The sequence below is a fragment of the Flavobacterium sp. UGB4466 genome (assembly GCF_903469665.1).
GTDB lineage: Bacteria > Bacteroidota > Bacteroidia > Flavobacteriales > Flavobacteriaceae > Flavobacterium > Flavobacterium lipolyticum.
On sequence record NZ_CAGKLC010000041.1, the window covers coordinates 13765 to 40169 of the forward strand.

Annotated in this window: 18 protein-coding genes; 6 read left to right on the top strand and 12 right to left on the bottom strand. The window is 35.8% G+C overall.

From position 1 onward, the window contains the following. Nucleotides 1-10: 10 nt before the first annotated feature. The 4 genes from cysS to JO950_RS11715 all read right to left on the bottom strand — a co-directional run bounded on the left by cysS (nt 11) and on the right by JO950_RS11715 (nt 4104). Nucleotides 11-1489, bottom strand: a complete 1479-nt coding sequence (gene cysS / locus JO950_RS11700; protein ID WP_202702805.1) for a cysteine--tRNA ligase — start codon at nt 1487-1489, stop codon at nt 11-13. 83 nt (nt 1490-1572) lie between these two features. Next, complete coding sequence (locus JO950_RS11705; RefSeq protein ID WP_202702806.1) at nt 1573-1938, bottom strand: four helix bundle protein; 366 nt, start codon at nt 1936-1938, stop codon at nt 1573-1575. Between the two features lie 96 nt (nt 1939-2034). Then, a complete protein-coding gene (gene folE / locus JO950_RS11710; protein ID WP_202702807.1) occupies nt 2035-2706 on the bottom strand; it encodes a GTP cyclohydrolase I FolE in 672 nt (223 codons plus the stop codon). Nucleotides 2707-2907: 201 nt separating this feature from the next. Next, complete coding sequence (locus JO950_RS11715) at nt 2908-4104, bottom strand: pyridoxal phosphate-dependent aminotransferase (RefSeq protein ID WP_202702808.1); 1197 nt, start codon at nt 4102-4104, stop codon at nt 2908-2910. Between the two features lie 123 nt (nt 4105-4227). On the opposite strand from JO950_RS11715, the gene JO950_RS11720 reads away from it, so the two are divergent. The 5 genes from JO950_RS11720 (at nt 4228) to JO950_RS11740 (ending at nt 12284) form a co-directional block, all read left to right on the top strand. Further along, entirely contained in the window at nt 4228-5553 is a 1326-nt protein-coding gene (locus JO950_RS11720; RefSeq protein WP_202702809.1) for a PDZ domain-containing protein, read from the top strand. Between the two features lie 122 nt (nt 5554-5675). After that, on the top strand, nt 5676-8315 hold the full coding sequence (locus tag JO950_RS11725; protein WP_202702810.1) for a gliding motility-associated C-terminal domain-containing protein: 2640 nt from the start codon (nt 5676-5678) through the stop codon (nt 8313-8315). Between the two features lie 32 nt (nt 8316-8347). Further along, on the top strand, nt 8348-9283 hold the full coding sequence (locus tag JO950_RS11730) for a type IX secretion system membrane protein PorP/SprF (protein ID WP_202702811.1): 936 nt from the start codon (nt 8348-8350) through the stop codon (nt 9281-9283). A gap of 1 nt (nt 9284) precedes the next feature. Further along, on the top strand, nt 9285-11459 hold the full coding sequence (locus tag JO950_RS11735; RefSeq protein ID WP_237732344.1) for an OmpA family protein: 2175 nt from the start codon (nt 9285-9287) through the stop codon (nt 11457-11459). 336 nt (nt 11460-11795) lie between these two features. Beyond that, on the top strand, nt 11796-12284 hold the full coding sequence (locus JO950_RS11740; RefSeq protein ID WP_202702813.1) for a hypothetical protein: 489 nt from the start codon (nt 11796-11798) through the stop codon (nt 12282-12284). 120 nt (nt 12285-12404) lie between these two features. On the opposite strand, the gene JO950_RS11745 is transcribed toward JO950_RS11740, so the two are convergent. Continuing rightward, complete coding sequence (locus tag JO950_RS11745) at nt 12405-12785, bottom strand: DUF1573 domain-containing protein (protein ID WP_017498202.1); 381 nt, start codon at nt 12783-12785, stop codon at nt 12405-12407. 253 nt (nt 12786-13038) lie between these two features. On the opposite strand from JO950_RS11745, the gene JO950_RS11750 reads away from it, so the two are divergent. Further along, nucleotides 13039-15672, top strand: coding sequence for a valine--tRNA ligase (locus JO950_RS11750; protein WP_202702814.1), 2634 nt, complete (start codon nt 13039-13041; stop codon nt 15670-15672). Nucleotides 15673-15818: 146 nt separating this feature from the next. On the opposite strand, the gene JO950_RS11755 is transcribed toward JO950_RS11750, so the two are convergent. The 7 genes from JO950_RS11755 to JO950_RS11785 all read right to left on the bottom strand — a co-directional run bounded on the left by JO950_RS11755 (nt 15819) and on the right by JO950_RS11785 (nt 26306). Then, entirely contained in the window at nt 15819-16442 is a 624-nt protein-coding gene (locus JO950_RS11755) for a GyrI-like domain-containing protein (RefSeq protein ID WP_202702815.1), read from the bottom strand. A 272-nt stretch (nt 16443-16714) separates the two neighbouring features. Continuing rightward, nucleotides 16715-18028: an APC family permease gene (locus tag JO950_RS11760; RefSeq protein ID WP_202702816.1), complete on the bottom strand. Its 1314-nt coding sequence runs from the start codon at nt 18026-18028 to the stop codon at nt 16715-16717. 184 nt (nt 18029-18212) lie between these two features. After that, entirely contained in the window at nt 18213-20483 is a 2271-nt protein-coding gene (locus JO950_RS11765) for a TonB-dependent siderophore receptor (protein WP_202702817.1), read from the bottom strand. Between the two features lie 260 nt (nt 20484-20743). Further along, nucleotides 20744-21469: a hypothetical protein gene (locus tag JO950_RS11770; protein ID WP_202702818.1), complete on the bottom strand. Its 726-nt coding sequence runs from the start codon at nt 21467-21469 to the stop codon at nt 20744-20746. Between the two features lie 102 nt (nt 21470-21571). After that, nucleotides 21572-22702 carry an alpha/beta hydrolase gene (locus JO950_RS11775; RefSeq protein ID WP_202702819.1) on the bottom strand — a complete coding sequence of 377 codons (1131 nt, stop codon included), beginning with the start codon at nt 22700-22702 and terminating at the stop codon, nt 21572-21574. A gap of 2 nt (nt 22703-22704) precedes the next feature. After that, nucleotides 22705-23862: a PepSY domain-containing protein gene (locus tag JO950_RS11780; protein ID WP_202702820.1), complete on the bottom strand. Its 1158-nt coding sequence runs from the start codon at nt 23860-23862 to the stop codon at nt 22705-22707. Nucleotides 23863-23933: 71 nt separating this feature from the next. Beyond that, complete coding sequence (locus tag JO950_RS11785; RefSeq protein WP_237732345.1) at nt 23934-26306, bottom strand: TonB-dependent receptor; 2373 nt, start codon at nt 26304-26306, stop codon at nt 23934-23936. Nucleotides 26307-26405: the final 99 nt, after the last annotated feature.

Here is a 26405-nt window from a genome sequence, read left to right on the forward strand (position 1 = left end):
AATGAGTGATTTATATAGAGAAGCTGGTTCCTTCTTTTCCGTCTTTCAACTGAATTCCCAGACCAATCAATTGATCGCGAATCTGATCTGAAAGAGTGAAGTTTTTGTCAGCTCTGGCTTGATTTCTCATCGCGATAAGCATGTTCACAGTTCCTTCCAGTTTGTCGGTATTTCCGTCAGCAGCTTTGTCATTGGCTAAGCCTAAAACATCAAAAACAAAAGCATTAATTGCAGTTGTAAAAGTGTTTAAATCTTCTGCTGAGATCGTTTCTTTTCCGTCTTTCAGTAAATTGATATAACGAACCGCTTCAAACAATTGCGCAATCAGAATTGGCGTATTGAAATCATCATTCATGGCATCGTAGCACAATTGTTTCCATGCTGCAATGTCAATAGAACTTGTTGTACCTGCTGAAATTGCCGGTAAAGCATCTACAGCTTCCATTAGTCTTTTGTATCCTTTTTCGGCAGCTACAATAGCATCATCAGAAAAATCTAGTATACTTCGGTAATGTGCCTGTAACATGAAAAAACGCGTTACAGATGCTGAAAAAGCTTTGCTTAGGATGGTATTGTCTCCGCTTAAAATCTCTCCCGGTAAAATGTTGTTTCCGGTCGATTTTGCCATTTTCTTTCCGTTTAAAGTCAGCATATTGGCATGCATCCAGTAGTTTACCGGAGACTGACCTGTACAGGCTTCGTTTTGTGCAATTTCACATTCGTGATGTGGGAACTTCAAGTCCATTCCACCTCCGTGAATGTCGAAATGATTTCCAAGATATTTGGTACTCATGGCGGTACATTCTAAGTGCCAGCCCGGAAAACCATCACTCCATGGCGAAGGCCATCTCATAATATGTTCCGGTTCTGCTTTTTTCCAAAGCGCAAAATCCTGTGGGTTTCTTTTGTCAGATTGTCCATCAAGATCACGGGTGTTGGCCAGCATATCTTCGATATTTCTACCGCTTAAAATTCCATAATTATTGGTTTCGTTGTATTTCACAACGTCAAAATAAACCGATCCGTTTGCTTCATAACCAATTCCGGTATCGATAATTTTTTTGATGATTTCGATTTGCTCAATAATGTGTCCGGTAGCAGTTGGTTCAATGCTTGGCGGTAAGAAGTTGAAGGATCTCAATATATTATGAAAATCAACGGTATAGCGCTGAACAATTTCCATAGGTTCTAATTGCTCCAATCGTGCTTTCTTGGCAATCTTATCTTCACCTTCATCTACATCGTCTACAATATGCCCCACATCGGTAATGTTACGCACATATCGCACTTTGTAATCTAGGTGTAAAAAATACCTGAATATCACGTCAAAAGACATGAAAGTTCTAACATTTCCTAAGTGTACATTGCTATAAACCGTAGGTCCGCAAACATACATTCCAACGTTTCCTTCATGTATAGGGTTGAAACTTTCTTTTTCACCCGAAAGTGAATTGTATATTTTTAGAGGTTGAGCTGTGTATAAAGGCATTTTTTTGTCGTTTAATCGTTTATTTGTTTAACCGTTTATTTGTTTAACGTTGAATCGCGTAACGTTCTGTAATTACTTAAGTTTTATTCTTTTGAAAGATAGTATTTTTTTAAACTGTTTATCTGATTGCAGATTTTTTCTATTTTTTCTCGGGTTTCAAGATATTCTGTCCCGGAAAGATAGTTTAAATCTCTGGAAATTATCAAATGATTTAAAGTTTCCATCGCTGACGAATAAGAAATCGTTAGAAAATGAGCTTTATCTTTATTCGTATTTCGCGACGTTCCTTCTGCAATATTTGTTGCAATTGAAGAAGAACTTCTTTTTATTTGAGAAGTGATTCCAAATAGCTCATTTGGCGGGAACGTATCAGTCAATTTGTAAATGTCTAATATAAACATTCTTGCATTTTGCCAAACTTCTAATTTCTCAAAAGAAAACGTGTACATTCTTTTCTGTTTAATTGTTGATTTGTTTAACCAGTTAATCGAAAGTTTTACTCAAAGAAAAATGCGATTAAACAAATCAACGATTCACCGATTCAACTAGAATTGTGTATCCAGTTTTATATAGTCCAAAAGTTCTCTTTTAACTTGCGGATCTTTAAATCTACCGCCAAATTCAGAGGTCACTGTGCTGCTTTCGATATCTTTGATTCCTCTGGAATTTACGCAAAGGTGTTTCGCGTCGATCACGCAGGCTACATCTTCAGTTCCAAGTGCTTTTTGTAATTCCTGAACAATTTGCATGGTTAGACGCTCCTGAACCTGAGGTCTTTTGGCATAATATTCTACAATACGGTTCATTTTGGATAAACCAATAACTCTTCCATTAGAGATATAAGCCACGTGAGCTCTTCCGATGATTGGCAGTAAATGGTGCTCACAAGTAGAATAAACCGTAATATTTTTTTCTACCAGCATTTCACCGTATTTGTAGTTGTTGTCAAAAGTAGAAGCTTTTGGCTGTTTGGAAGGATTAAGACCTCCAAAAATTTCTTTTACAAACATTTTGGCCACTCGGTTTGGAGTACCTTTGATACTGTCATCCGTCAAATCCATTCCTAAGGTTTGAAGGATGTTTTCAACATCTTTTTTTATTTTTTCTATTTTTTCGTCATCACTTAAGTCAAAAGCATCCGGTCTCAAAGGATTTTTTGCGTTACTGCTAAAGTGATTGTCTCCTATTTCGTCTAAAAAATCTTCGTTATTTATCATTAAAAACTTACTATTAATATGGGTATTTCTTTTTAAGGCGGTAAAGATAATTAATAAATGGTAAACCTTTTCTATGGTTTTTACTATTTAATTGCGGCTTTTGCTATAAAATTCAAATTGTAGAGAAAATGTGGTTTTTTTTAAATACAAAAGACAATAACACAGTATGTTATTGTCTTTTTAAAATTTTATATTCAGACCTTATTTCTTATTGTAAACCAAAAGAGCTTCTTTTAAAATGTTTACAGCAGTAACCAAATCTTTTTTGTTTAAAACGTACGCAATTCGAACCTGATTCAGTCCCATTCCCGGTGTTGAGTAGAATCCGGCAGCGGGAGCAACCATAACCGTTTCTCCATTCAGATCGTAACTTTCTAAAAGCCATTGTGCAAAATTTTCAGAGTTGTCAATCGGTAATTGTGCGATGCAGTAAAACGCTCCTTTTGGTTTCGTCACAATAACGCCTTCAATTTTGTTCAATTCTGCGATTAAAGTGTCACGACGCTCTTTGTATTCGGAAATTACCTCGTCAAAATAACTTTGCGGAGTATCTATTGCCGCTTCACATGCAATTTGCTCGATAGTAGGAGGACTCAGACGTGCCTGTGCAAACTTCATTACAGTTGCCAACACCTCTTTGTTTTTGGTTACCAGACATCCAATTCTGGCACCACACATGCTATAACGTTTAGAAACAGAATCAACCATGATCACATTTTGCTGAACATCTTCCAAATTCATTACAGAAAAATGTTCGTCGTCTCCGTCGTATAAAAACTCGCGATAGACTTCGTCAGCAATCAGGTATAAATCGTGTTTTTTTATTAAGCCTGCCAATTGTCTGATTTCTTCTTCAGAATATAAATATCCGGTTGGATTTCCGGGATTACAAATTAATATGGCTTTTGTTTTTGTGGTAATGAGTTTTTCAACTTCTTCAATACTTGGTAAAGCAAATGCCGTTTCGATAGTCGAAACTAAAGGAATAACTGTTGCACTTGTTGAAGATGCAAATGCATGGTAATTAGCATAAAAAGGTTCCGGAATGATAATTTCATCTCCCGGATCTGTAATTGTGGCCAGCGCAAATAGTAAGGCTTCAGAACCACCAGTAGTAACAATGATGTCTTCTGTATCAACGTTTACATTTTGACGCTGGTAAAATTGAGCTAATTTTTTTCTATAGCTTTCATATCCGGCTGACGGACTATATTCTATAAGGGTTAAGTCAATATTTTTTACCGCCTCGATGGCCACTTCGGGTGTCTTGATATCCGGTTGACCAATGTTTAAATGATACACTTTGTGTCCTTTTTTCTTTGCTAAATCAGCAAAAGGAGCAAGTTTACGTATCGGTGATTCGGGCATGTTTCTGCCTTTGTGTGAGATTGTTGGCATGGGTTTTATTTATTGAAGTGCAAATTTGCATTTTTTTTTCGAATTTAACGTAAACATTACAGGTACTTATTAATTTGTAGTAATTATCGATATTTTTAGTAATTTTATCTTAAAATTTTATCAATGAGAAAACATTTCATGTTGTTTTTTGGGCTTTTCACAGCTTTTACACTTCAGGCGCAAGAAGATTTTCAAATAGAAAATCGTGCCTCTAAGGTTACTATACCTTTTACATTAATTAATAATCTGGTTTTTATTCCTATAAAAGTAAATGGAGTAGAACTAAATTTCCTGTTAGATTCGGGTGTTGAAGAAACCATTTTGTTCAGTATGGAAGAAAAACAGGAAGTTAGTTTTAAAAATGTTCAGAAAATTAAGCTCAGAGGTTTAGGAAGTGAAGACGAAATTGAAGGTTTGAAATCGACCAATAATGTTTTAGAAACCCATGGTTTAAGATCGAACAATCATTTACTGTATGTTATTGTGGATCAATCTTTTAATTTATCATCACACATTGGAATTCCGGTGAATGGCATTATTGGATATAAATTTTTCAAAAACAACCTCGTTGAGTTAAACTATCAAAAGAAGAAGATTGTTGTTCATCAGAATAATGAAGAAACTCTAAAAAAACTGAATAAAAAATTTAAAGCAGTCCCGATTACGATCGAAAGATCTAAACCGTATCTGTATACAACTGCATTTGTAGACAATGTTGCTGTGCCCGCAAAAATGTTAATCGATATTGGTAATAGTGATGCTTTTTGGATTTTTAAGAATGATATTATAAAATTACCGACTAAAAATTTTCCTGATTTTCTTGGGAAGGGTTTCAGTGGTGATATCGAAGGACATCGTGCCAAAATTGAAAAGTTTTCTATAGGGGAGTTCAATTTTAAAAACCCCATAGTGGCTTTTCCGGATTCAAGTTCGATTCGAAATGTGAAGATGGTGCCCGGGCGAATTGGTTCTGTTGGCGGGGAAGTTTTAAAACGATTTACGGTCGTATTGGATTATGCGGATAAAATACTGTATCTTAAGAAAAATAGTAAATTTTCAGAACCGTTTACTTATAATAAAAGCGGAATTACAGTGCAGCATAACGGACTTCAATGGGTTCAGGAAACGGTTCATCTGGAGACGGTAAAAGTTGTTAATTCAGTTGAAGAAGCAGGTTATCTAGGTAAAAAAAATGATGATTTCAGATACAAGTTCTCCTTAAAACCGGTTTATGAAATTGTAAACATCCGTAAAAATTCAGCCGCAGAACGTTGTGGATTGAAAACGGGAGATATTATTGTTCGAATTAATCGCGCACTTCCATACAGATATACGTTGCAGCAGATTAATTCACTTTTAAAATCTGAAGAAGATGTTTGGATAGATTTAGAAATAGAAAGAAATAGTCTCCTTTTAAAATTCAGATTTAAACTGGAAGATGAATTGTAATGGGGGTTAGCGCTATTTTTTTGTAGAGATTTTTTTGTAAAGATTTAATTATTAAAGTAAGTTCTAATTGTTTAATAAACATTATTATTTCGTTATGTTTGTAAAAAAATAACCGGAAGTCTATGGTGAAAAAATACACTAGTTTCTTGCAATTTGCATTGTTTTTTATTGTTTTGTTGGCTTGTGTTTCAAAAAGCCAGGCACAATGTGCAGGAACCGACGAGCAACATATAATTTGTGATATTGAAGATCCGGTCAATCAATCAATTTCTTTGTTTTCGTTGTTGGGAGGTACACCAACTCCGGGGGGGATCTGGACGGATAATAATAATCTAAGAGGTCTGGATCCTGCTACAGGAATGTTAAATGCCCAGCTTATATCAAGTGGAGGTACTTACCAATACACTTATACCGTAACAACGCCAGGATGTGTTGTAAATAAAGCAATCGTAACCTTAACTATTGGCGCATATTCGGGAATTGGAACTGAAGCTACAATCTGTAATGACAGAGGAGAGTATAATCTTTTTACGGCATTTAATAGTGTTATTATGGGACCGCATTCCAACGGAACATGGAGGGATAGCAGCGGTAGGATTGTAAAATCTACGTTCACGGTACCAAAAGTACAAGTGAAGACCACTTATAATTTTACTTATACAGTACCGCCTGTGCTGGCATGCGAATCGACACCACTTACTTCTGCCGTGAAGATAACGGTTGTAAGGAAGCCGGAAGCCGGAGATCCAACAGATAAAGAATTATGCGGCACGACTGACTTAGGGCCTTATGCTAATTTTGACCTGCACGAGCTGCTTTCAGGAGAAGATATGGGAGGTATGTGGAGTGGTCCCGGTATTACTGCATCAACGGGTCATACCGTTGATCTTCAAGCTTTGTTTGCTACATCAGGAGCGGGAGAGTACAGCTATACCTACACTGTTTTTGCAGTTCCGAATCAGAATATCTGTGAGAATGATAGTGAAACGGTAAAAATTACACTGGAAAAAAGATTAGATTTTACCGGCGCAAGGGTGTTGGTTGATTCGGATATTTGTGAAGATAAAATTGCAACAGCATCCTATACCGCAAGAATTATGCAAGGATCGCAAGTAATTCCGAACGGAGAATATGAAGTTCAGTATACTATTACAGGGCCTACCGTTGCATCAGCAACTGTAAAGGCTAATTTTACAAATGGGGTATTGGTATTTCCGCTTAGCTCTAATTATTTTAAGCAAATAGGTACATTTACGCTTACGGTGACTAGCATTATAGCTACATCCGGTAAAAAATTATGTACCAATATAATTGGTATTTTATCAGATGATTTAATCATTAGTCCATTCCCGCGATTGGATGGTGCAGTATTAACAACCACTCCGGTCTGCCAGAATCAGGCAGCAATAGTTCAGCTTTCAAATGCTTCGTTATTGGCTAATGGAACTTACAGAATTACTTATAATCTGATGGGAGATAATGTTGTTACCGGTAGAACAGTAAATATTACAGTTTCCGCTGGGAGTGCAAACTTTGTAATTCCGGCGAGTCTAAATGTAAAAAGCGGATCATCAGCAATTACAATTACGAGTATCACAAACATTACAAATCCGACTCCCCAATGTTCGAATGTAGCCAATGTAAAAGGGAATCAGATTATTAATCCTCTGCCAGATGGGACAACTATTGTCGTACAGGTCGAAAACTTTTGTTTTGGAGAACCAGTTCCTGTAGCTGTTTCCGGATTAGGAAATTTAACTGACGTTACGCTCTCTTACACACTTTCGGGTGATAATTCTTCGGTATTACAAACGGTTGTTTTAGCAGTAGCAAACGGAAAAGCTAGTTTTGTTATTCCGCAAGGATTGCTTTTGAATACAGGTTCTTCAGTAATTATAGCCCGTAATTTAAAGAACAACACTACGTCATGTGATGTTAATTTAAGTAACGTAGTGGATTCTTTTGTGATAAATACTATTCCCAACGCTCCTATTGCAACAAGTCCGCAGGTATTTTGTAAAGTGGAGGGAGCAGTAATTACAAATTTAACGCCACGCGGGGCTCAGTACAAATGGTATAGTTCTGGAACGGCAACTACACCACTTGCAGATACTTATGTTTTAAAAACAGAGCAGCTTTATGTAAGAGAAATTTCTACTGCAAATTGTATTTCTGCACCAACTCCCGTTTCGGTTGTGGTAAATGATACGCCAGCTCCAACTCTGAATTCAGGTGGGGAAAATTTTTGTGGTTTAAAAAATCCGACAATTGCAGATTTATCCAAAGCGACCAATGTATCTTCGACAGTTGCGTGGTATGATGCCGAAAATAACGGTAATTTATTGACTTCAACAACTTTGCTTCGCGATAAGGCAACTTATTATGGTTTCGATCTTTCGATTGTAACCAGTTGTATTTCTGATGATTATTTAGGGGTTACAGTTTCTTTATTCGATTGTAATCCGGAAGAATATGCTTTTTTTATTCCGGACGGATTTTCACCAAACGGAGATAACGTAAATGATACTTTCAGGATTCCGGATATAGAATTTTTATACCCGGATTATACTCTTGAAATCTTCAACAGATATGGAAATGTAATGTTTAAAGGAAATAGAAATAAACCTAATTGGGATGGGAGAAATTCCGAATCGGCCGGTTTTGGTGATGGAATTGTACCAAATGGAGTCTATTTTTATGTGGTCAATTTTAATAAAGACAACAGACGTCCGCAGCAGGGGCGACTTTACCTGAACAGATAATTTCTTTTTATAGTATTTAAGATAAGTTTCAAATGAAAAAAGTACTACTTTTTATAAGTTTCCTCTTTTGTATCACATCAGCCTCAGCCCAACAGGATCCTGAGTACACCCATTATATGTACAACATGAGTGTAGTCAATCCTGCTTATGCGACAGGCGTTCCTGCTATGATGAATTTTGGAGGATTGTACAGAACGCAATGGGTGGGAGCTGTTGGAGCGCCTAAAACTTTTACCTTTTTCGGACATACAGCTTTAAGCGATAAAATTGAAGTGGGATTATCATTGGTTTCAGATGATATTGGCGACGGAGCAAAAAAAGAGAATAATTTTTATGCTGATTTTGCCTATGTTTTAAATTTGGGTGGGAAAAATAAACTTTCGCTTGGATTAAAAGCAGGTTATACATCGCTCCAAAGTAATTTCAACGGGTTTAAATTAGAGAGTGGGAATGCGGCCAGTGATTTGGCTTTCGCCGAAAATGTAAACGTCACCAAGCCAAATATTGGAGTAGGGGCCTATTACTTTAGAGATAATTTTTATGTCGGATTGTCTGTGCCTAATTTGTTGAGTACGAAACACCTTGAAGAAAAATCCGGAATCAACGCTTACGGATCAGAAGCCATTCATACTTTTTTAACGGCAGGATATGTTTTCCAACTCAATGATAAGGTTAAATTAAAGCCCGCTTTTATGTCAAAATTTGTTCTGGGAGCGCCGGTTACTTTAGACCTGACGGCCAATGTTTTGTACAATAATAAATTTGAATTGGGTGCGGCCTATAGAGTAAACGATGCTGTAAGTGCTTTGTTGAATATAAACGTAACGCCAACTTTAAGAGTGGGCTATGCTTACGATCATACTTTATCGAATATGGGCAGGTTTAATTCAGGTACACACGAAATTATGCTGCTTTTTGATTTAGACTTATTAGGAAAAGGATATGATAAATCGCCAAGATTCTTTTAAAATGAAAAATAGGAAAAAATTACTCGTTATTATCTTCGTATTTTTAATACAGTTTTTACAGGCTCAGGATTTTGAATTGGGCAGAGCCAAACGTTTTTTTGATAAAACGCATTATGCTGAAGCTATTATTTTATACGAAAAATTAGCAGAAAATAAGCCTTCGCAGGAAGTGATCAGGAATCTGGCAGACTCTTATTTTTACACGAACGATTTGATAAAAGCACAGCGTTATTACCGACTTTTGATCCAAAATTATGGTAATGGTTTAGATCGAAATTATTATTTCAGATATGCACAGACTTTAAAAGCAAGCAACAGTTACGACGATGCCAATGCCGCTTTAAAAGAGTATTATTCAAAATCAGATCATAGTGATGCGGTTTCTAATTTTGAGAAAGAATTAAAAACTCTGGAGAATGTTTCGGCAATAGGGAAACGGTATGAACTTAAAAATTTGGCAATCAATACCCCTAATTCAGAGTTTGGGGCAGTAAAATATAAGGAAAACCTGGTTTTTGCAGGAGTAAAATTAAAGCCCGGATTGTTGGATAAAAAATTCAAATGGGACAATAAAACCTATTTGAATCTGGTGTCGATTCCTCTTAAAAACAGCAATTCCACGGATTCTATAGTGCATTATTTTGCCAAAGAGTTAAAAAGCGGGATGCACGAGGCAAACGCGGTTTTTACAAAAGACGGTAAAACGATTTATTTTACGCGAAACAATTCCAAGAATAAAAGCAAGAAAACAAACGAGCAGAAAATTTCGAATCTTCAAATCTTTAAAGCCGAACTGGTGGAAGGGAAATGGAAAAATGTAACGTCTCTTCCGTTTAACAGTTCAGAATATTCAGTAGAACATCCCGCTTTGAGTCCGGATGAAAAAGTGTTGTACTTTGCATCAGACATGTCGGGGACTTTGGGTTCGTTTGATATTTATTCGGTAAATATTAATAAAGGAGCATTTGATACACCCCGAAATTTAGGACCAACAATTAATACCGACAAAAGAGAACAATTTCCCTTTGTTTCAACAGATCAAAAACTTTATTTTTCTTCTGACGGACATTTGGGTTATGGGTCACTTGATGTTTTTGTTTCCGATATTAAAGGAAACGACTATAGTAAACCGTTGAATGTGGGACAGCCTTTGAATTCAAATGGAGATGATTTTTCTTTTAATATCGATGCCGATACCAAAGAAGGCTATTTTGCTTCCAATAGAGAGGGAGGAAAAGGAAGCGATGATATTTATCAGATTAGAGAAATTAAAGATCTGATTGTAGAAGATTGTAAGCAATTCATCGCAGGAATTATTACAGATGTCGATACGAAACTGCCCTTGGAAAATGCGACAGTGACCTTGCAGAATTCAGATCAAAAGATTCTGAGCTCAACAATTACTTCTGCAGATGGGAAGTTCAGTTTTACAGTGGATTGCGAAAGTTCGTTTACGGTTTTAAGCTCCAAGGAAAATTACACAAGTGAATCGAGAACCATCTCTTCCGGAAAAATCAGAGATGCAAGCCATGATGCTTCGATGGCATTAAGATCTTTAGAAGTTATAAAACAGGAAGAACTGCAAATCACAGAAAAGAAAAGAAAAGAAGAACAGCAGCTTGCAGAAAAGAAAAGACAGGAGGAAGAAATTGATACGAAACGAAGAAAAGAAAGAGAAGCATTGGCTGCTATTGCTTTAAAAGAAGCCGATAAAAAGGCGAAGGCAGATGAAATTATCGCAAAAGATATTAGAAAGAAAGAGAAAACAGCTCAGATTCTTGCACAGGAAAAAGATGTGGTAAAAGACAGTAAAGGCAGATTAATCATTAAAACCGATCCGATTTATTTTGATTATAATCTGTGGTACATCCGAAAAGAATCGAAAGTAGTATTAGGTCGTGTGGTCGAATTAATGAAGAAATATCCAGACATGGTAATCGAAATTGGATCGCATACTGATTCAAGAGGAAATGAAAAGTTTAATGCCAATTTATCTCAGAAAAGAGCCAGCTCAACCAGAGATTTTATACTAGAGTCAGGTATTAATGCCAAAAGGGTAACGGCTAAGGGATATGGGGAATCAGTACCTATTGTGAAATGCAATCCCGATGAGGCCTGTTCAGAAGAAGAACATGAATTGAACAGAAGAAGTGAATTTGTAATTAAGGACTTATAATTACAATAGTTAAACCAACCCGACAGATTTTAAAATCTTGTCGGGTTTAATGTTTAAAAAATTAGTTTGAACCTTTTCTTTTGGCTTCTTTTTTATTTAATTTTAACCCACTGGGTGAAATTGAATAAAGATTAATTCTAACACATAGAGACATAGGTATTAATGCTCAAAAAAGGACAATAAAAAAGAAATGTTTTTCTTTTACCTGGTTTACTATGTGTATTTTAATTAGTGAAACGCCTTCTCTAAGTCTGGAAAGACTATGTTTCTATGTGTTAGCAATTTCACGCAATAGAATTAGTTTTAAAAATAACAATGATTTAAAAAATAATAATTATGAAAAACCTAGTTGTATCCTGCTTGCTTGTGACATGTATCGGACTTCAAAGCTGTAAAAACAATGAGAATCAGAAGGAGGCTGAAGCAGCTAAAGCAGCTGCTGAAACCATTGTAAGTACAGAATGTTATAAAGCTATATATGAAAAAGATACTATCGATTTAAAAGTAAACACACTAAAAAATGGAAAGATAAGTGGTAACATGACTATGAAAGTTGCCGCAGCAACAGAAAGAGTGGGAGAACTTGCAGGAGAATTTCGCGGAGATACCTTATTTGCCGATTATACTTTTCAAGAGGTGACCAACAAGAATAAAACGTTTAAAAATCCAATGGCATTCTTAAAGAAAGACAAAAGACTTATTTTAGGTAACGGGACAATGCAGACTACTATGGGAGTTACTTACCTGGTAAAAGATAAACCAATCGATTTTGATCGTGTAAAATATAAATTTGATGCTGTCGAGTGTACTGAGAAATCAAAATAATAACCTCTAAAAAACAAATCCGACAGGTTTTTAGAACCTGTCGGATTTAGTTTAAAAATGGGATAAAAAAAGCCGCTTCTTAATTGTAGAAGCGGCTTGCTATTTTTTAGATTATATTCTTTATAAAACTTCACCTTTGATTTTTAAGGCAACTCTACCGTCAGGGTAGTTTACAGCATTTGTTTCAACGGTAATTGTTTTACGAATCGGACCGGAAACCATGTTGTATTTTACATCAATTTTACCTTTTTTTCCTGGCATAACTGCTGCTGCGGGTTTGGTAACAACGATAGAACTTACGGTAGATTCAGCACCAGTAATCAAAAGCGGGGCATCACCTGTATTGGTAAATTCAAAAGAGCGAACTCCGTTGTCACTTTTCGAAATTTTTCCATAATCAATTGTATTGTCTTGGGCTTCAAATTCAATTTTTGGGCCGTTTTGTGCATAACTTATTGTACTAAACAATACGACTGCAATAAAAGAGGCTACATTTTTCATTTCAAATTTTTTTTTAAAGTTGTAAGTAAATATACATTCTTTTAATTAACACACAAATTATTAATTCGCTTTTTATAGTGTACTTAATTATTTACTTTTGCTGTCAATAATTAGTACAAAAATTGAACCAGTTTTTCTGTTTAATTGTTTAGCCGTGTATCCGCTTCATCGGTTGATGATTAGCAAAAGCTGTAATTACAGTAACAAAACGATTGAACAAATAAACAAATTAACGATTAAACAACCCTAGTAAATGACAATTCCAGCACAATTTGACGCTAAGACGATCGAGAACAAATGGTATGATTACTGGATGAAGAACAACTATTTTCATTCAGAACCTGATCACAGAACACCATATACAATTGTAATTCCGCCACCAAACGTCACAGGAGTCCTTCACATGGGGCATATGCTGAACAATACCATTCAGGATGTTTTAATTCGTAGAGCGCGTCTTAAAGGTTTTAACGCCTGTTGGGTTCCGGGAACGGATCATGCTTCTATCGCGACAGAAGCAAAAGTAGTACAGAAATTAAAAGCGGAAGGAATCAATAAGAATGACTTAACCCGTGAAGAATTTTTAGCACACGCCTGGGAATGGACGGATAAATACGGTGGTGTAATCTTAGATCAGCTTAAAAAATTAGGAGCTTCCTGCGATTGGGAAAGAACTAAATTTACAATGGATCCTGATATGTCAGCATCTGTAATTCGTTCGTTTGTAGATTTGTACAATAAGGGATTAATTTACAGAGGATACCGAATGGTAAACTGGGATCCGGAAGCAAAAACAACGCTTTCTGACGAAGAAGTAATCTATGAAGAACAACAAGGGAAATTATTTTTCTTAAAATATAAAATCGAAGGCTCAGAAGATTTTCTGACGATCGCCACGACGCGTCCTGAAACTATTTTTGGAGACACTGCAATCTGTATTAACCCAAATGATGAGCGTTTTGCACATCTAAGAGGAAAAAAAGCTATCGTTCCAATTTGTGGAAGAGTTATCCCGATTATTGAAGACGAATATGTAGATGTTGAATTCGGAACCGGATGTTTAAAAGTAACTCCGGCACACGATATGAATGATAAAACGTTAGGAGAGAAGCACAATCTTGAAATCGTTGATATCTTTAATGAAGATGCTACATTAAATAGTTTCGGATTGCATTATCAGGGCAAAGACCGTTTTGTGGTTCGCGCTGAAATTGCAAAAGAATTAGAGGAAATCGGAGCTTTGGCTAAAACCGAAATCCATTTGAATAAAGTGGGAACCTCCGAAAGAACCAAAGCGGTAATCGAACCGAGATTATCTGATCAATGGTTTTTGAAAATGGAAGATTTGGTAAAACCGGCCATTAAGTCCGTTTTAGAAACAGGAGACATCAAATTGCATCCAAAACGTTTCGAGAATACTTATGCGCATTGGTTAAACAACATCCGTGATTGGAATATCTCACGTCAATTATGGTGGGGACAACAAATTCCGGCTTATTATTATGGAGATGGAAAAGAAGATTTCGTAGTAGCAGAAACTATTGAAGATGCTTTGGCTTTAGCTAAAGAGAAAACAGCTAACAACTTACTTACAGCAGCTGACTTAAAACAAGATGTTGATGCCTTAGATACCTGGTTCTCATCATGGCTTTGGCCAATGTCAGTTTTTGGTGGAATTATGGATCCGGAAAGTGCAGATTATAAATATTACTATCCAACAAACGACTTGGTAACAGGTCCGGATATTTTATTCTTCTGGGTAGCCAGAATGATCATTGCAGGTTACGAGTACGCAGGTGAAAAACCATTTACGAATGTGTATTTAACCGGTTTAGTTCGTGATAAACAACGTCGTAAAATGTCTAAATCATTAGGGAATTCACCTGATCCTTTAGATTTAATCGATAAATTTAGTGCGGATGGAGTTCGTGTAGGATTGCTTTTAAGTGCTTCTGCCGGAAACGATATTATGTTTGATGAAGAATTGTGTAATCAGGGAAAAGCATTTTCAAATAAAATCTGGAATGCCTTTAAACTAATCAAAGGATGGGAAGTTTCTGAAACGATTCCACAACCTGAGTCTTCAAAAGTAGCCATCGAATGGTACGAAGCAAAATTGCAGCAAACCTTGGTTGATATTGAAGATAATTTCGAAAAATACAGAATTTCAGATTCGTTGATGGCCATTTATAAATTGGTTTGGGATGATTTCTGTTCGTGGTTCTTAGAAATGATTAAACCGGCCTATCAACAGCCAATTGATAAAGTAACGTTTGATAAAGCGATTGAAATGTTAGAAAGCAATCTGAAATTGCTGCATCCGTTTATGCCATTCTTAACCGAAGAAATTTGGCATTTACTTGCTGACAGAACTCCGGAAGAAGCTTTAATCGTTTCTACATGGCCGGAATTAAAGTCTTTCAATGCCAATTTAATTTCAGATTTTGAAAGTACTATTGAAGTAATTTCAGGAATCCGAACAATTCGTAAGGATAAAAATATTCCGTTTAAAGATGCGATCGAATTGAAAGCAATCAACAGTGAGAATATCACAACCTATTTTGACTCTATCGTTACGAAGTTAGGGAACATTTCAGCTTTCGAATATGTTACGGCTAAAGTAGACGGAGCATTGTCTTTCCGTGTAAAATCGAATGAATATTTCATTCCGATTTCAGGAAATATCAATGTAGAAGAAGAAATCGCCAAACTGACTGCAGAGCTGGTATATACCCAAGGTTTCTTAAAATCTGTTCAGGCAAAATTATCTAACGAAAAATTTGTTGCCGGAGCACCTGAAAAAGTTTTGGCTAATGAAAAACAGAAAGAAGCGGATGCTTTGGCAAAAATTGCTACAATCGAGCAAAGTATTGCCGGATTGAAATAATTCGCTTTGTAATTAATATTTAAACCCAACAGATTTTTGAAAATCTGTTGGGTTTATTGTTTTTAATCGTCACGAATTCACGAATTAATCATTTGCTCACAGATAGTAAAAAATAAAATTCGAGAATTCGTGGCTATTAAAATAGTTTACTTTACAGGTTCTCGAAGTATGGTTCTTAATTTTTCAGAAGCTGTTTTTCGGAAGTCTGATAAATAAATTTCATGGTGTAAGCCATTTTGCTCGAGCTGGTGTACTGTAGAAAACTCCTGTATTTTTTTCAGCGTTTGAGGCTCATTTTCAAAGGGGCCGATATGAAGAACCTGTATTACTTTGCCTTCCGCCATCTCGTAAAATTCTATTGATTTCGCCCGTTCTATTTGTTTCTTATTTACTGTACTTTGAATGGCTTCTTCTGTTTGTTCTTTAGTTACGAAATCCGGCATTCTGATCATAATTCTGTAATCCCACTCACTTCGGGGTATTTTTAGCGGAGCTTCATCCATAGAAATGCCTTTGTATTTTTCAGTATCAAAACTCCATAAGGCTTCCAGTTTTGGAACAACAAAATCATTATTTGCGGCTTTCTGCATAAATTTAATAGCATAAGCAGTGGCATACAAGGCCTGAATATTTTCCGAGAATTCTTGTCCCGAAGGATCCCCTTTTCCTGTAATCGAGATGTAATTTGTTTTTTCAATATAAACGATCTCAGGATTAGTTTTAGCCCTGTAGTATACTTTGTCGGTTTTTGTTAAATCTAGTTTGCTCATCTTTTTAGTTTTATTACAAATTAAATCACAGAAGGTGACAACAGTATGTCAGCAGGAAAATTCTACATCTTTTTTCTTAAAAAAAAAATAGCCACGAATTCACAAATTGTTTGTTTTCATAGATGGTAAAACAAAATTCGAGAATTTGTGGCTATCAAGATAAAATGTTGCTTTTTTCTCAAAACAGAGAAAACGCCCCGAATTCACGATTTGTTTAGGATGTAAGCTTTGAATATAAAATTCGAGAATTCGTAGCGATTAAAAAGAAGCCGTTATTTTTTCTTCCTCAAAACCAAAAATACAGGATAAGAAATCAAAGTGAGAACAACGATTATAGCAAAACCTTTTGGATCGCTGAAAATAAATCCTATTAACAAAGCAATCGAGGCTACAAAGGCAAATATTGTCGTCCAGGGATACCAAAAAGAATGATACGGACGTGGTAAATTGGGTTCAGTGGCTCTTAGTTTTAAGAGAGAAAGATAAGCTAATCCCCAAACGATAATAGAGATAAAGGCTGCGAAAGAAAATAATACTTCAAAAGAGCCAATGCAAATTAAAAATAAACTGAAAAGCGACGAAACTAAAAGCGCTATAATTGGTGTCCCGCCTTTATTTACTGTTGTTCCTTGTTTGAAAAAGAACCCGTCACGACTTAATCCGTAAAGGATTCTTGGCGGAATCATCATAAAAGCATTTAGTATACTGATTAATGAAAAAATGGAAATTACCGTAACAATAATAGCTCCGTTTTCTCCAAAAAGGATCTTGGCAACATCTGCTGCGGCTAAATTTGATTTTGCCAGGGTTTCAATTGGTAAAACATGAAAGAAAGCAGCGTTTACCAAAACATAAATGGCAACCACTAAAAAGACACCGCTGTACAATGACTTGGGAATATTTTTGTTGGGATTATCGTTTTCTTCGGCAAAAAAGCAAACGCTGTTCCAGCCGTTGTAAGTCCCGATGATCAACTGCAATGATTTGAAAAATCCGAAGATTAGTCCAATTTGAAAGAAAGAATGGTCTGTTTTGATTTTAGGGACTTCAGTGCCTGTGTACATAAAACAGGCTATGACCAAGGCTACAAAGCAGATTACTTTTAAGAAACTGGTAATTTGCTGAATGACGCTGCCGTTTTTTACACCACTTAAATGAATGAGTACAAAAGCAAGTAATAAAGAAATTGCCATCACGGTAGAATAGTTCGAGAGTACAGGAAACAAAATAATAATGTACTCACTAATAACAATACAATAAAAAGCCGGTGGTGTTACATTGACGATAAAATCAAACCAGCCGGAAAGAAAGCCGGCATATTCGCCAAAAGCTCTTTTAATATAGTTATAGGAACCTCCTGCTTTGGGTAACATTGTGGAAAGTTCTGCATAGGAGTTGGCTCCTAACAAAACATATAAACCTCCAAAGAGCCATGAAGCAATAATGAGCCAATAATTGTCGAGTAGGGAAGCAATGCTGCCGGGTGTACGAAGAATTCCAACGCCAATCGTTCCTCCAATTAATACAGCAATATTAAAACTTAAGCCAAGACTTTTTTGCAATTGATTTTTTTTAGCATCTGACATATATCGGAGTTTTGTTTTGGTGAGAATTTTTATGGAACAAAAGTAATACAATCTGATTACTTTCTTTAGTGAAAACAAAAAACCTCATCTATTGTCAGATGAGGTTTTCTGTTTAAAACCAGACTTTTTTGTTTTCGTTATTGAAATACGGCAAAAGTCCGGAGGGCAAAATCTAATTCAAAATTTAGAATTTATATTTTAAGCTTGTCAAAATTTGACGAGGTGCAATTGGGTTGATACTGTAATTTTCGTGAACAGTATAATTCAATTCGTTTGTAATATTAGATAGTTTACATAAAACAGAGAATTTTCTCCACTCGTAACCTACAGAAGCATCAATGGTTGTGTAACCTTCGATAGGAATATCTCTGTCTCTAATGGTAACAATGTAAGCAGGATTTGGTTTTGGATTGGTAGGTGTAGGCTTAACAGCTGTCCACAGATAATCATCATTCCATCCACCTAAACGGTTACCAATATAGTTCGCGATTGCTCCAAATGAAACTCCTCTAAACATTCCTTCCTGTACCTTGTAGTAGAAGCTTAAGTTGGCTGTGTTTTTAGGTGTTCTTACAACCGGATCTCCCGCTACAAAACTTCCACTTGTTCCGGAAGTTTTAGTATAACGCATATCATTATAGCTATAACCGGCAATAATATTAAGTCCTTCAATAGGTGTTGCAGTAACATCAATTTCAACCCCTTTACTTTTAGTAGCTCCACCCAATACTTTTATGCTTGAATTCACATTTTCAGTAATACCATCGGCTAGAAATGGTGCGGTTTGAGCCAAATTGCTGTTTGAGATTTGGTAAACCGTTAAGTTTGTGCTTAACAAGCCCTCAAAGAATTCTTTTTTAATACCTGCTTCGTATTGATCAATGATCGATGCTTCAATTGTTTTGTTGTCAACCGTGAATCCTATATTTGGTGAAAACGAGTTCGAGTAGCTGGCAAATAATGAAGTGCTTTTTGTTGGTTGATAGATAATACCCACTTTTGGAGAGAAAGCATTGTCCAGTTTTTTAGCACCAACTTCTGCTATTGCATTTTCCGGAGCGACCGTTTGAACTTTTGTACCGGTGTTATAAGTTTCTTTGTAAGTGGTAGCTTGGCCTTCTTGCCATGACCAACGAATACCTGCTAATACTTTGACTTTTTCTGTAATCGAAATCAGATCCTGAAAATAAGCCCCAAAACGATTGGTTTCTGTTTTTAGAATTTGAGTCGCTCTTGCGTTTGGAATATCATTTTTTTGTTTTGACGGATCAAAAGCAAATAAATTGATAGTGTCATAATTTGCCGGATCAAAAGCATAAGTGTATCCGGTAGCAAATGAATTTTCCCAATCAATACCTGTATATACTTGATGTTTTACTGATCCGGTATTGAAATTTCCTTGTAAACTTAATTGGTCGCCCAATATCTGCTCTAAATTTTTATTTTGAACTAATGCTCTGGTCCAGTCGCCACTATTGGTTATATTAGACATCTGAGCTGTAGATTTTTGAGTTCTATCATAACTTTGGAAAGAACTATTAAAGTTTAGTTTCCAGTTTTTATTGAAATCATGGTTTAATAAAACCGAAGCACTTGCTGATTTTGTAGTACCATTAGACCAAAGTGATCCGTAGAATGCATTACGAGGTAAGTCAAGAATTTGTTTTCCGATAAGTCCTGTTCCAAAATCCGGAGTCCAGTCTGCTGTTAAATAATCCCCTTGTACCGTAATTTGTGTTTTTGGATTGATGATAAAAAGTAAAGACGGGTTTACATATACACGTTCGTTTTTTACTACATTTCTGAAGCTTTCAGAGTTCTCGTAAGAACCGTTTATTCTAAAAGCAATTGACTTGCTAAGAGGGCCATAAAAATCGAAAGAAGGTTTGTAGAACGCATAACTTCCAATTTGCATCGATACCTCACCGCCTGATTTAAATGAAGGTGTTTTGGTTACCAGGTTTAAGATACCTCCCGGTGCAACGTTTCCAAACAATAAAGCCGAACCTCCTTTTAAGAATTCAACTTTCTCCAGACCGGAAACATCAGGAATGGAACCTGAATTGTAACGGAATCCGTTTTTAAACATATTGTTGGCAGACATGTCATATCCTCTTGAGAAAAAAGATTCCTGTGCACCACCACGAGCAGAACTTACATAAACACCATTAGCGTTTTTAATAACTTCACTTAAACGAATGGCTTGTTGTTGTTCGATTACATCAGAACTAATAACCTGTATGCTTTGTGGATTGTCCATTGGTTTTAATCCCGAACGAACTGCAGTAACCGGTTTAGGCTCTCTATTGGTTTTAATTAATACTTCATTTAGTATTTCTCCTTTTTTATTTTTTACCGTGTCATTGGCAGTTGAGGCTGCCTCGTCGCTTGAATAGTTTTGACTGTAAGAAGCAAAACTTATAAAGGATAATGCAAGTAGTAAATTATATTTCATGTTGCTTATTTAGATTTAATAAAAATAAATTTTTGCAAATGTAATATCGAGATACGGTCTTAACAAAATTTTCAGAGTTTTTCTAGATTAAAATTTCATTAGAATAGTCTTAAGATTGGCTTAAGATTTTGTTTTTCTAAATTTTATTGAGTAAGGAAGAAGAAGAGAGAGTGTAAAAGATATTTTGGTTAAAAAAAGCCTTGCTCATTACGAACAAGGCCTAACTAACTATAAAATTATCAAATAATGAATGGACTATATTATTTAACGGCAATTAAATAAGTTGCCATCTTCCAGATTTCGTTGTAATTTTTGCCATTATGTTCTCCGGCAGCTTTTTCGGTATAAGCAAATTCTACCATATAATTTCCTGACCAAAGTGGTGTAAAAGAGATTTCTCCTTTGTCATTGCTCCATAATTCTTTTTCCCAACCATTTGGAGCAATTACTTTTATTTTTTGTTTTTTAGCTGCTGCACCTTCATACAAAGCATTGATGTTTAGTACTGTTTTTTGTTTAGCCGCTGTCACTTCTTTAGCAAAGACACTAATGATGTTTGTATTTGCGGCAGCATCATTTCCTTTGGCGGCATTGCCAACGGTAACCGTTGCGCTTGAATTGTAATCTAATTTCATGGTACCGTATACATCTTTTACAGTATGATGCATCACAACCGTATAAACGCCATCCTCATCTGGTGTAAAAAAGGCCTGATATTTATTTTCTAAGGCTGTAGCGGTAAGTTTTGTTTCTTTTTTTGACGGGCTAATTACAACCAGTGAAAAATCTTTTAAATCCGAAAACCATTTTGCCGAAGCTGTAATATCATTATCTGAAAATTCTCCAAAGAAAACAGATATTTCCTGAGCTTTTCCTTTAGCTCCCACCGCTTTAGTTTCGATCCACAAGGCATGAGCAAATAGAGTAGGGCTGGCAATTAACATTAAAAGTAAAAATGTTATTGATTGTAAAGTTTTAGATTTCATAATATGCAATTAATGAGTTAATAATTTCGTATCACAAATGTAAAGTTTAATATTAGTTTGACAATATTTATTTAGAACAATTATGAATAATAAGATGTAAATCTAATCTTGTATTTTCTTCCGAATATCGTCAGCTGGTTTTGTGTTTCCATTTTTTAAATATGCTTTTTCCAGTGCGAGAGATGCATTTTTACTTTTCGGATAATACTTTTCTGCATATTTAAAGAAAATAATGGCCTGTTGCGGTTTTTCAATATCCAGACAATAATTGCCAATCCAATCCAGATAACTTTCGGTTGGGAGAAAGGTAAAACCGGTTTGCTGCGATAATTTGGCATATTGTTTTTCTACCAGGGAAGGATCAACTACGGCTTGTTTGACCTGAACCAGATGTTCTTCAAAAAGGAAGCGTAAACCATCATATTCGGCCGGAATGGGAATGGTTCCGTGATCTTCATTTTCATAAAATTTAAAACCCCAGCGAAGGTTTTTAGGCTTTTTATCTTTCAGCAATTTTTCAAATTTTCTGATGCCTCTTGCCATATCTGTTGTGGTGTCCTGAGGAATACTTTTTTTATCGGCCATGGCTAAATAAATACTGCGCTGTTCAAAATTTTTTGTATTAAAAAGTGAATCCGCTTTTTTATTCATAAGTTCATTATCCCACCAAAGACTTGGATCAATAATGATATAAGAATTAAACAATTGAGTATGATGCAACAGAATATTTACGGCCGTTAATCCTCCAAAAGAATGTCCGTTTAAAACATTGTAACCCGAAGTTCTGTACTTGGAGTCTATGTAAGGACGCAGCTCATTTTCTAAAAAAGTGATGAAGTTTCTATTGCCTCCGCTTTGTTGAAACATCTTCTTTTTTTTATCAAAAAACGCCTGACGATTTGCTTCGGTAGGGGTAAGATCTCTGGTTCGGTTGGTATTGGTTATTCCAACAACTATCATTTGAGGAATTCTGGCATAAGGTCCTCGCGCAAGTGATTGCTGAAGTCCGGTAAAGGAATGAAAATTACTCTCGGCATCTAGTAAATAAACAACAGGATATTTTGCAGGAGCAAATTTAGTATTGTTGTAATCAGGGGGAAGATAAACCCAGAAGTTTCGTTCTTCATTTAATGCTTTAGAGAATAGATGTTGTTTACTGCCAATAGAGATGCTGTCTTGCGAGAAGGAAGGAGTAAACCAAAAAAGGCATAGCAATAAAATTGTTTTTTTCATTTTTAAACTGATTGTGTTTTTTTCTTTTTATTCTGACGTCCGTACCAAATTAAAAAACCTGTTACGGGAAGAAACATGCATACAAGTCCCACAAGTAAAGTCAGTGTTTTTCCAATCCATCCGGCCCAAAAACCAATATGGAGATTCATCGTTGTTTCATCAATATCTAAACCGTTCATTACTTTTACGGGTATTTCAAATTCCTGGCCTGTATAGCGATTTAACGCAAAAGTTTTCCCGTTTTGAACGCCTTTCAGACCGATATCTTCGGCCGCTACCGCAAATAAACTGGTAATACTGTCTTTTGCGGCAATCGATAATTTGACTTGTTCAATCGCTTCGTCTTTTGCAAATAATCGTTCTATTATTGGGTTTAATGCTGCAAATGTTTTAGTACTGTCATATTCAGGTTTTATGTCCCGAAATTTGGAGTAAGCGCGCGGCATACCTCCAAATACTTTTTGCGTCGTTGAGTTTAAAGGTTTGTTAACAATAATTAAACCGGTAATAGTAATCAATAAGGCGGGCAATAGGTTGTAAAATCCGGGAACATTGTGTAAATCGTAGTTGAGTCGTTTAAAACTGGCATTTTTTTTAATAGTAAAGCTTTGCAGTTTGGTAGATCGGTTCCATTTTTTTGGCCACCATAAGATAAGTCCTGTAATTAATTCGATTAGAAAAATCCAAACTGAAATTTCTATAATTAAATTTCCGATATCTCCAAAAGGAATATGACCGCTGTGAATGTGGGCAATGACATAGAAGAAATCATAAGCCTTTCCGGAAGTTAAAACTTTGCCTGTATAAGGATCGATCCATGAAAATTGCAAATCCCGGTCTTTGGTCGACGAAGCCATCTTAATGGTTCTTTCGGGATCTCTGTAGGTAATAAAATAACTGGGTTTACGATTGGGCAGTTGTGTTTTGAAAGCCCTTATAATTTCTTCCGGAATTAGTTTTTGTTCTTTTACTTCAGAAACATATAAGGAATCATAAGCCAAACCATCAATAATATTATCGCAAAAGATAAATAATACTCCTGTAAGCGCTACAATAAATACAATAATTCCGGAAGTAAGTCCTAACCATAAGTGGAGCCAATGATTCAGTTTACTCCATTTGCTTTTTTGTTTGTTTTTTTTGATTGTATTTCCAGACATACTGTAAAACGATAAAAACCAAGCTACAATCGATAAGATATGATAGCTTGGTTATAACTAATTAAAAAGAATTAAAATTTAAAAGTAAGATTAGCTACTAATTGTCTTGTTGGCATCATATTAGCCCAATAATCTGCTGACCAATATTCTTTGTTCGCAAGATTATTGACTTTTAGCCCTAATCTAAATTTTTGTTTTTCATAGAAGACACTGGCATCTAATGTGGTGTATCCGTTTGCTGTAAAGGTGTTGGCATCATTTAAATAGCTATCACTTTGAGTGTTTCCGCCAAAACCAAAACCAACTCCTTTGGCTTGTCCGTCTAAGATTTTATAGCTAATCCAGAAATTAGCAACATTAGCAGGAGTAGAGTAAGGTTTTTTTCCTTCAAGACTTGGGTTTGCTTTGGTGTATTCACTTTGGTTATAACCGTAGCCTACAATAATGTGTAAGCCTCTAAACGGATTTGCAATCAGATCGGCCTCAAAACCTTTACTGCTTTGCGTTGCATCCTGAACAGAAAATAAAGGATTGTTAGGATCTGTACGCAATTTGTTTTTTACTTTAATATCATAGTAACTCAAAGTACCGTTTAGTTTTCCTCCCAGTAATTCAATTTTTACACCACCTTCTAACTGGTTTGCTTCTTCAGGTTTAAACTCTGTCAAACCATTTGGATTGTCTGCAGTTGGTGCTGGCGACACATTGCTGAATCCGTTCATATAATTTCCAAAAACCGAAACTTTGTCTTTAACAACCTGATACACTAAACCAAATTTTGGAGAAACAGCATTCTGATTGTACTGTGCAATTTTGTTTTCGTAATGATCAAAACGCGCGCTGGCCATAGCAATAAATCGATCGGTAATATTGATCACATCCGAAGCATAAAAACTTAATGTTCTAAAATCTCTGGTGTTAACTACAGTTGGCGCCGTCATATTAGCGATAAGCTGTTTGTATTTCTCCATATTGATAAAAGCGGCATTTCCGTTGATGGTAAGGGCAGGATTTGCAACAGCGGTATCATAATTATTAATGAGCCATCTGTTATCATTTGTACTGATATAGGTGTAATCGATCCCTAAAAGTAATCGGTTTTTAAGGCTTCCAATATTGAAATTCCCGATAAAGTTTTGTTGAATTTGTGACGTTTTAAAGGTACTGTTGATGTTGTACAATCTTCGTTGTAAAGTAATACCAGAATTCGCAGCCGTATTGATCAGTAAGAACAAATAATTGGCCTTATTGTCGGTAAAAGCATTAGAAAAATTAGTTTGCGAAACCCATTGATCTGACAATTGATAGGTGGCTTTTGCAAAAATATTGGTGTTTTTTGCTTCCGATTGTAAATCATCTGTCGCATACGATTTTTTGAAATCAAAATGTAAATCATTCAGACTTTTTACTGGTGGTGTACCGCTTCCTAAACCAATAGAAGTTGAATTACGGTTTCCTTGATACAATTCTAAATCAAAGTCAAAGGTCAAACGGTCACTGGCTTTATAAGTAAAGGAAGGAGCCACGACAAAAGTGTGGCTTTTGCCATAATCCTGCCATGTTTTTTGGTTGTCTAAAGCGGCGTTAATCCTAAAAAGCATTGTTTTTTCTTCATTAAGAGGTGTATTAAAATCGATAGTTGTACGACTTAGAGCCCAGCTTCCGGTCGTATAACTTACTTCACCTTTCATAAAGTCAAAAGGCTTTTTAGTCACTCTGTTGATAAGACCGCCATAAGTGGTTAAGGACGAGCCAAACAAGGTTGCTGATGGTCCTTTGATTACTTCGATACTTTCCAGGTTTACAGGATCACTCATCGTTACCCAGTTTGTGTTCATTCCGTTACGGATTGATCCCGCTGCCGATGAACCGCTAAAACCACGCATTCTTAAACTTAATCCAACTCCTCCAGAACCCACACTTTGCGTCACGTTGTTTAATCCCGGAGCCGAGTTTAAAGCACTTCTGAAATCAACAGCTATTTGTTCTACAAAGAGTTCTTTGGGAACGACGGTATACACTTGCGGGTTTTCAAGATTTGCAATCGGTAATCTCGCGACATATTCACTTTGTTTTTTAGCAAATTTTTTGGCGGCAGAAACAACCACAACTTCCTGTAATTCTTTTAAAGAAGATTCTAATTGAAATGAAACCGTTGAGGTTTCATTTGCACTGACTGTAATTTGCTGTTTTGATGGAATATGTCCCATCATATTAATTTCGATTTCATATGTTCCTGTAGGCACCTGGCTTAAAATAAAAACACCATTTTCATCTGTGAGGGCTGACTTTTTTAATTTTGGTATTGTAATATTTACGGAGGAGGCAAGGTGGTCATCTGAAGTAATTACAGTTCCTTTTATAGAACCTGTACTTTGTTGGGAAAATGCATTTGTAATGAAAAAACAAACCAGAAGAAGCATGTAAATGGGGGTGGTTAACATCTTTTTTACCCTTGGTATAATAAAAAGCATACTATATTTATTTAGATTGGTTATAAATTGATAATTTTACGCAAAAGTAATATGTTAATAAAAACATAA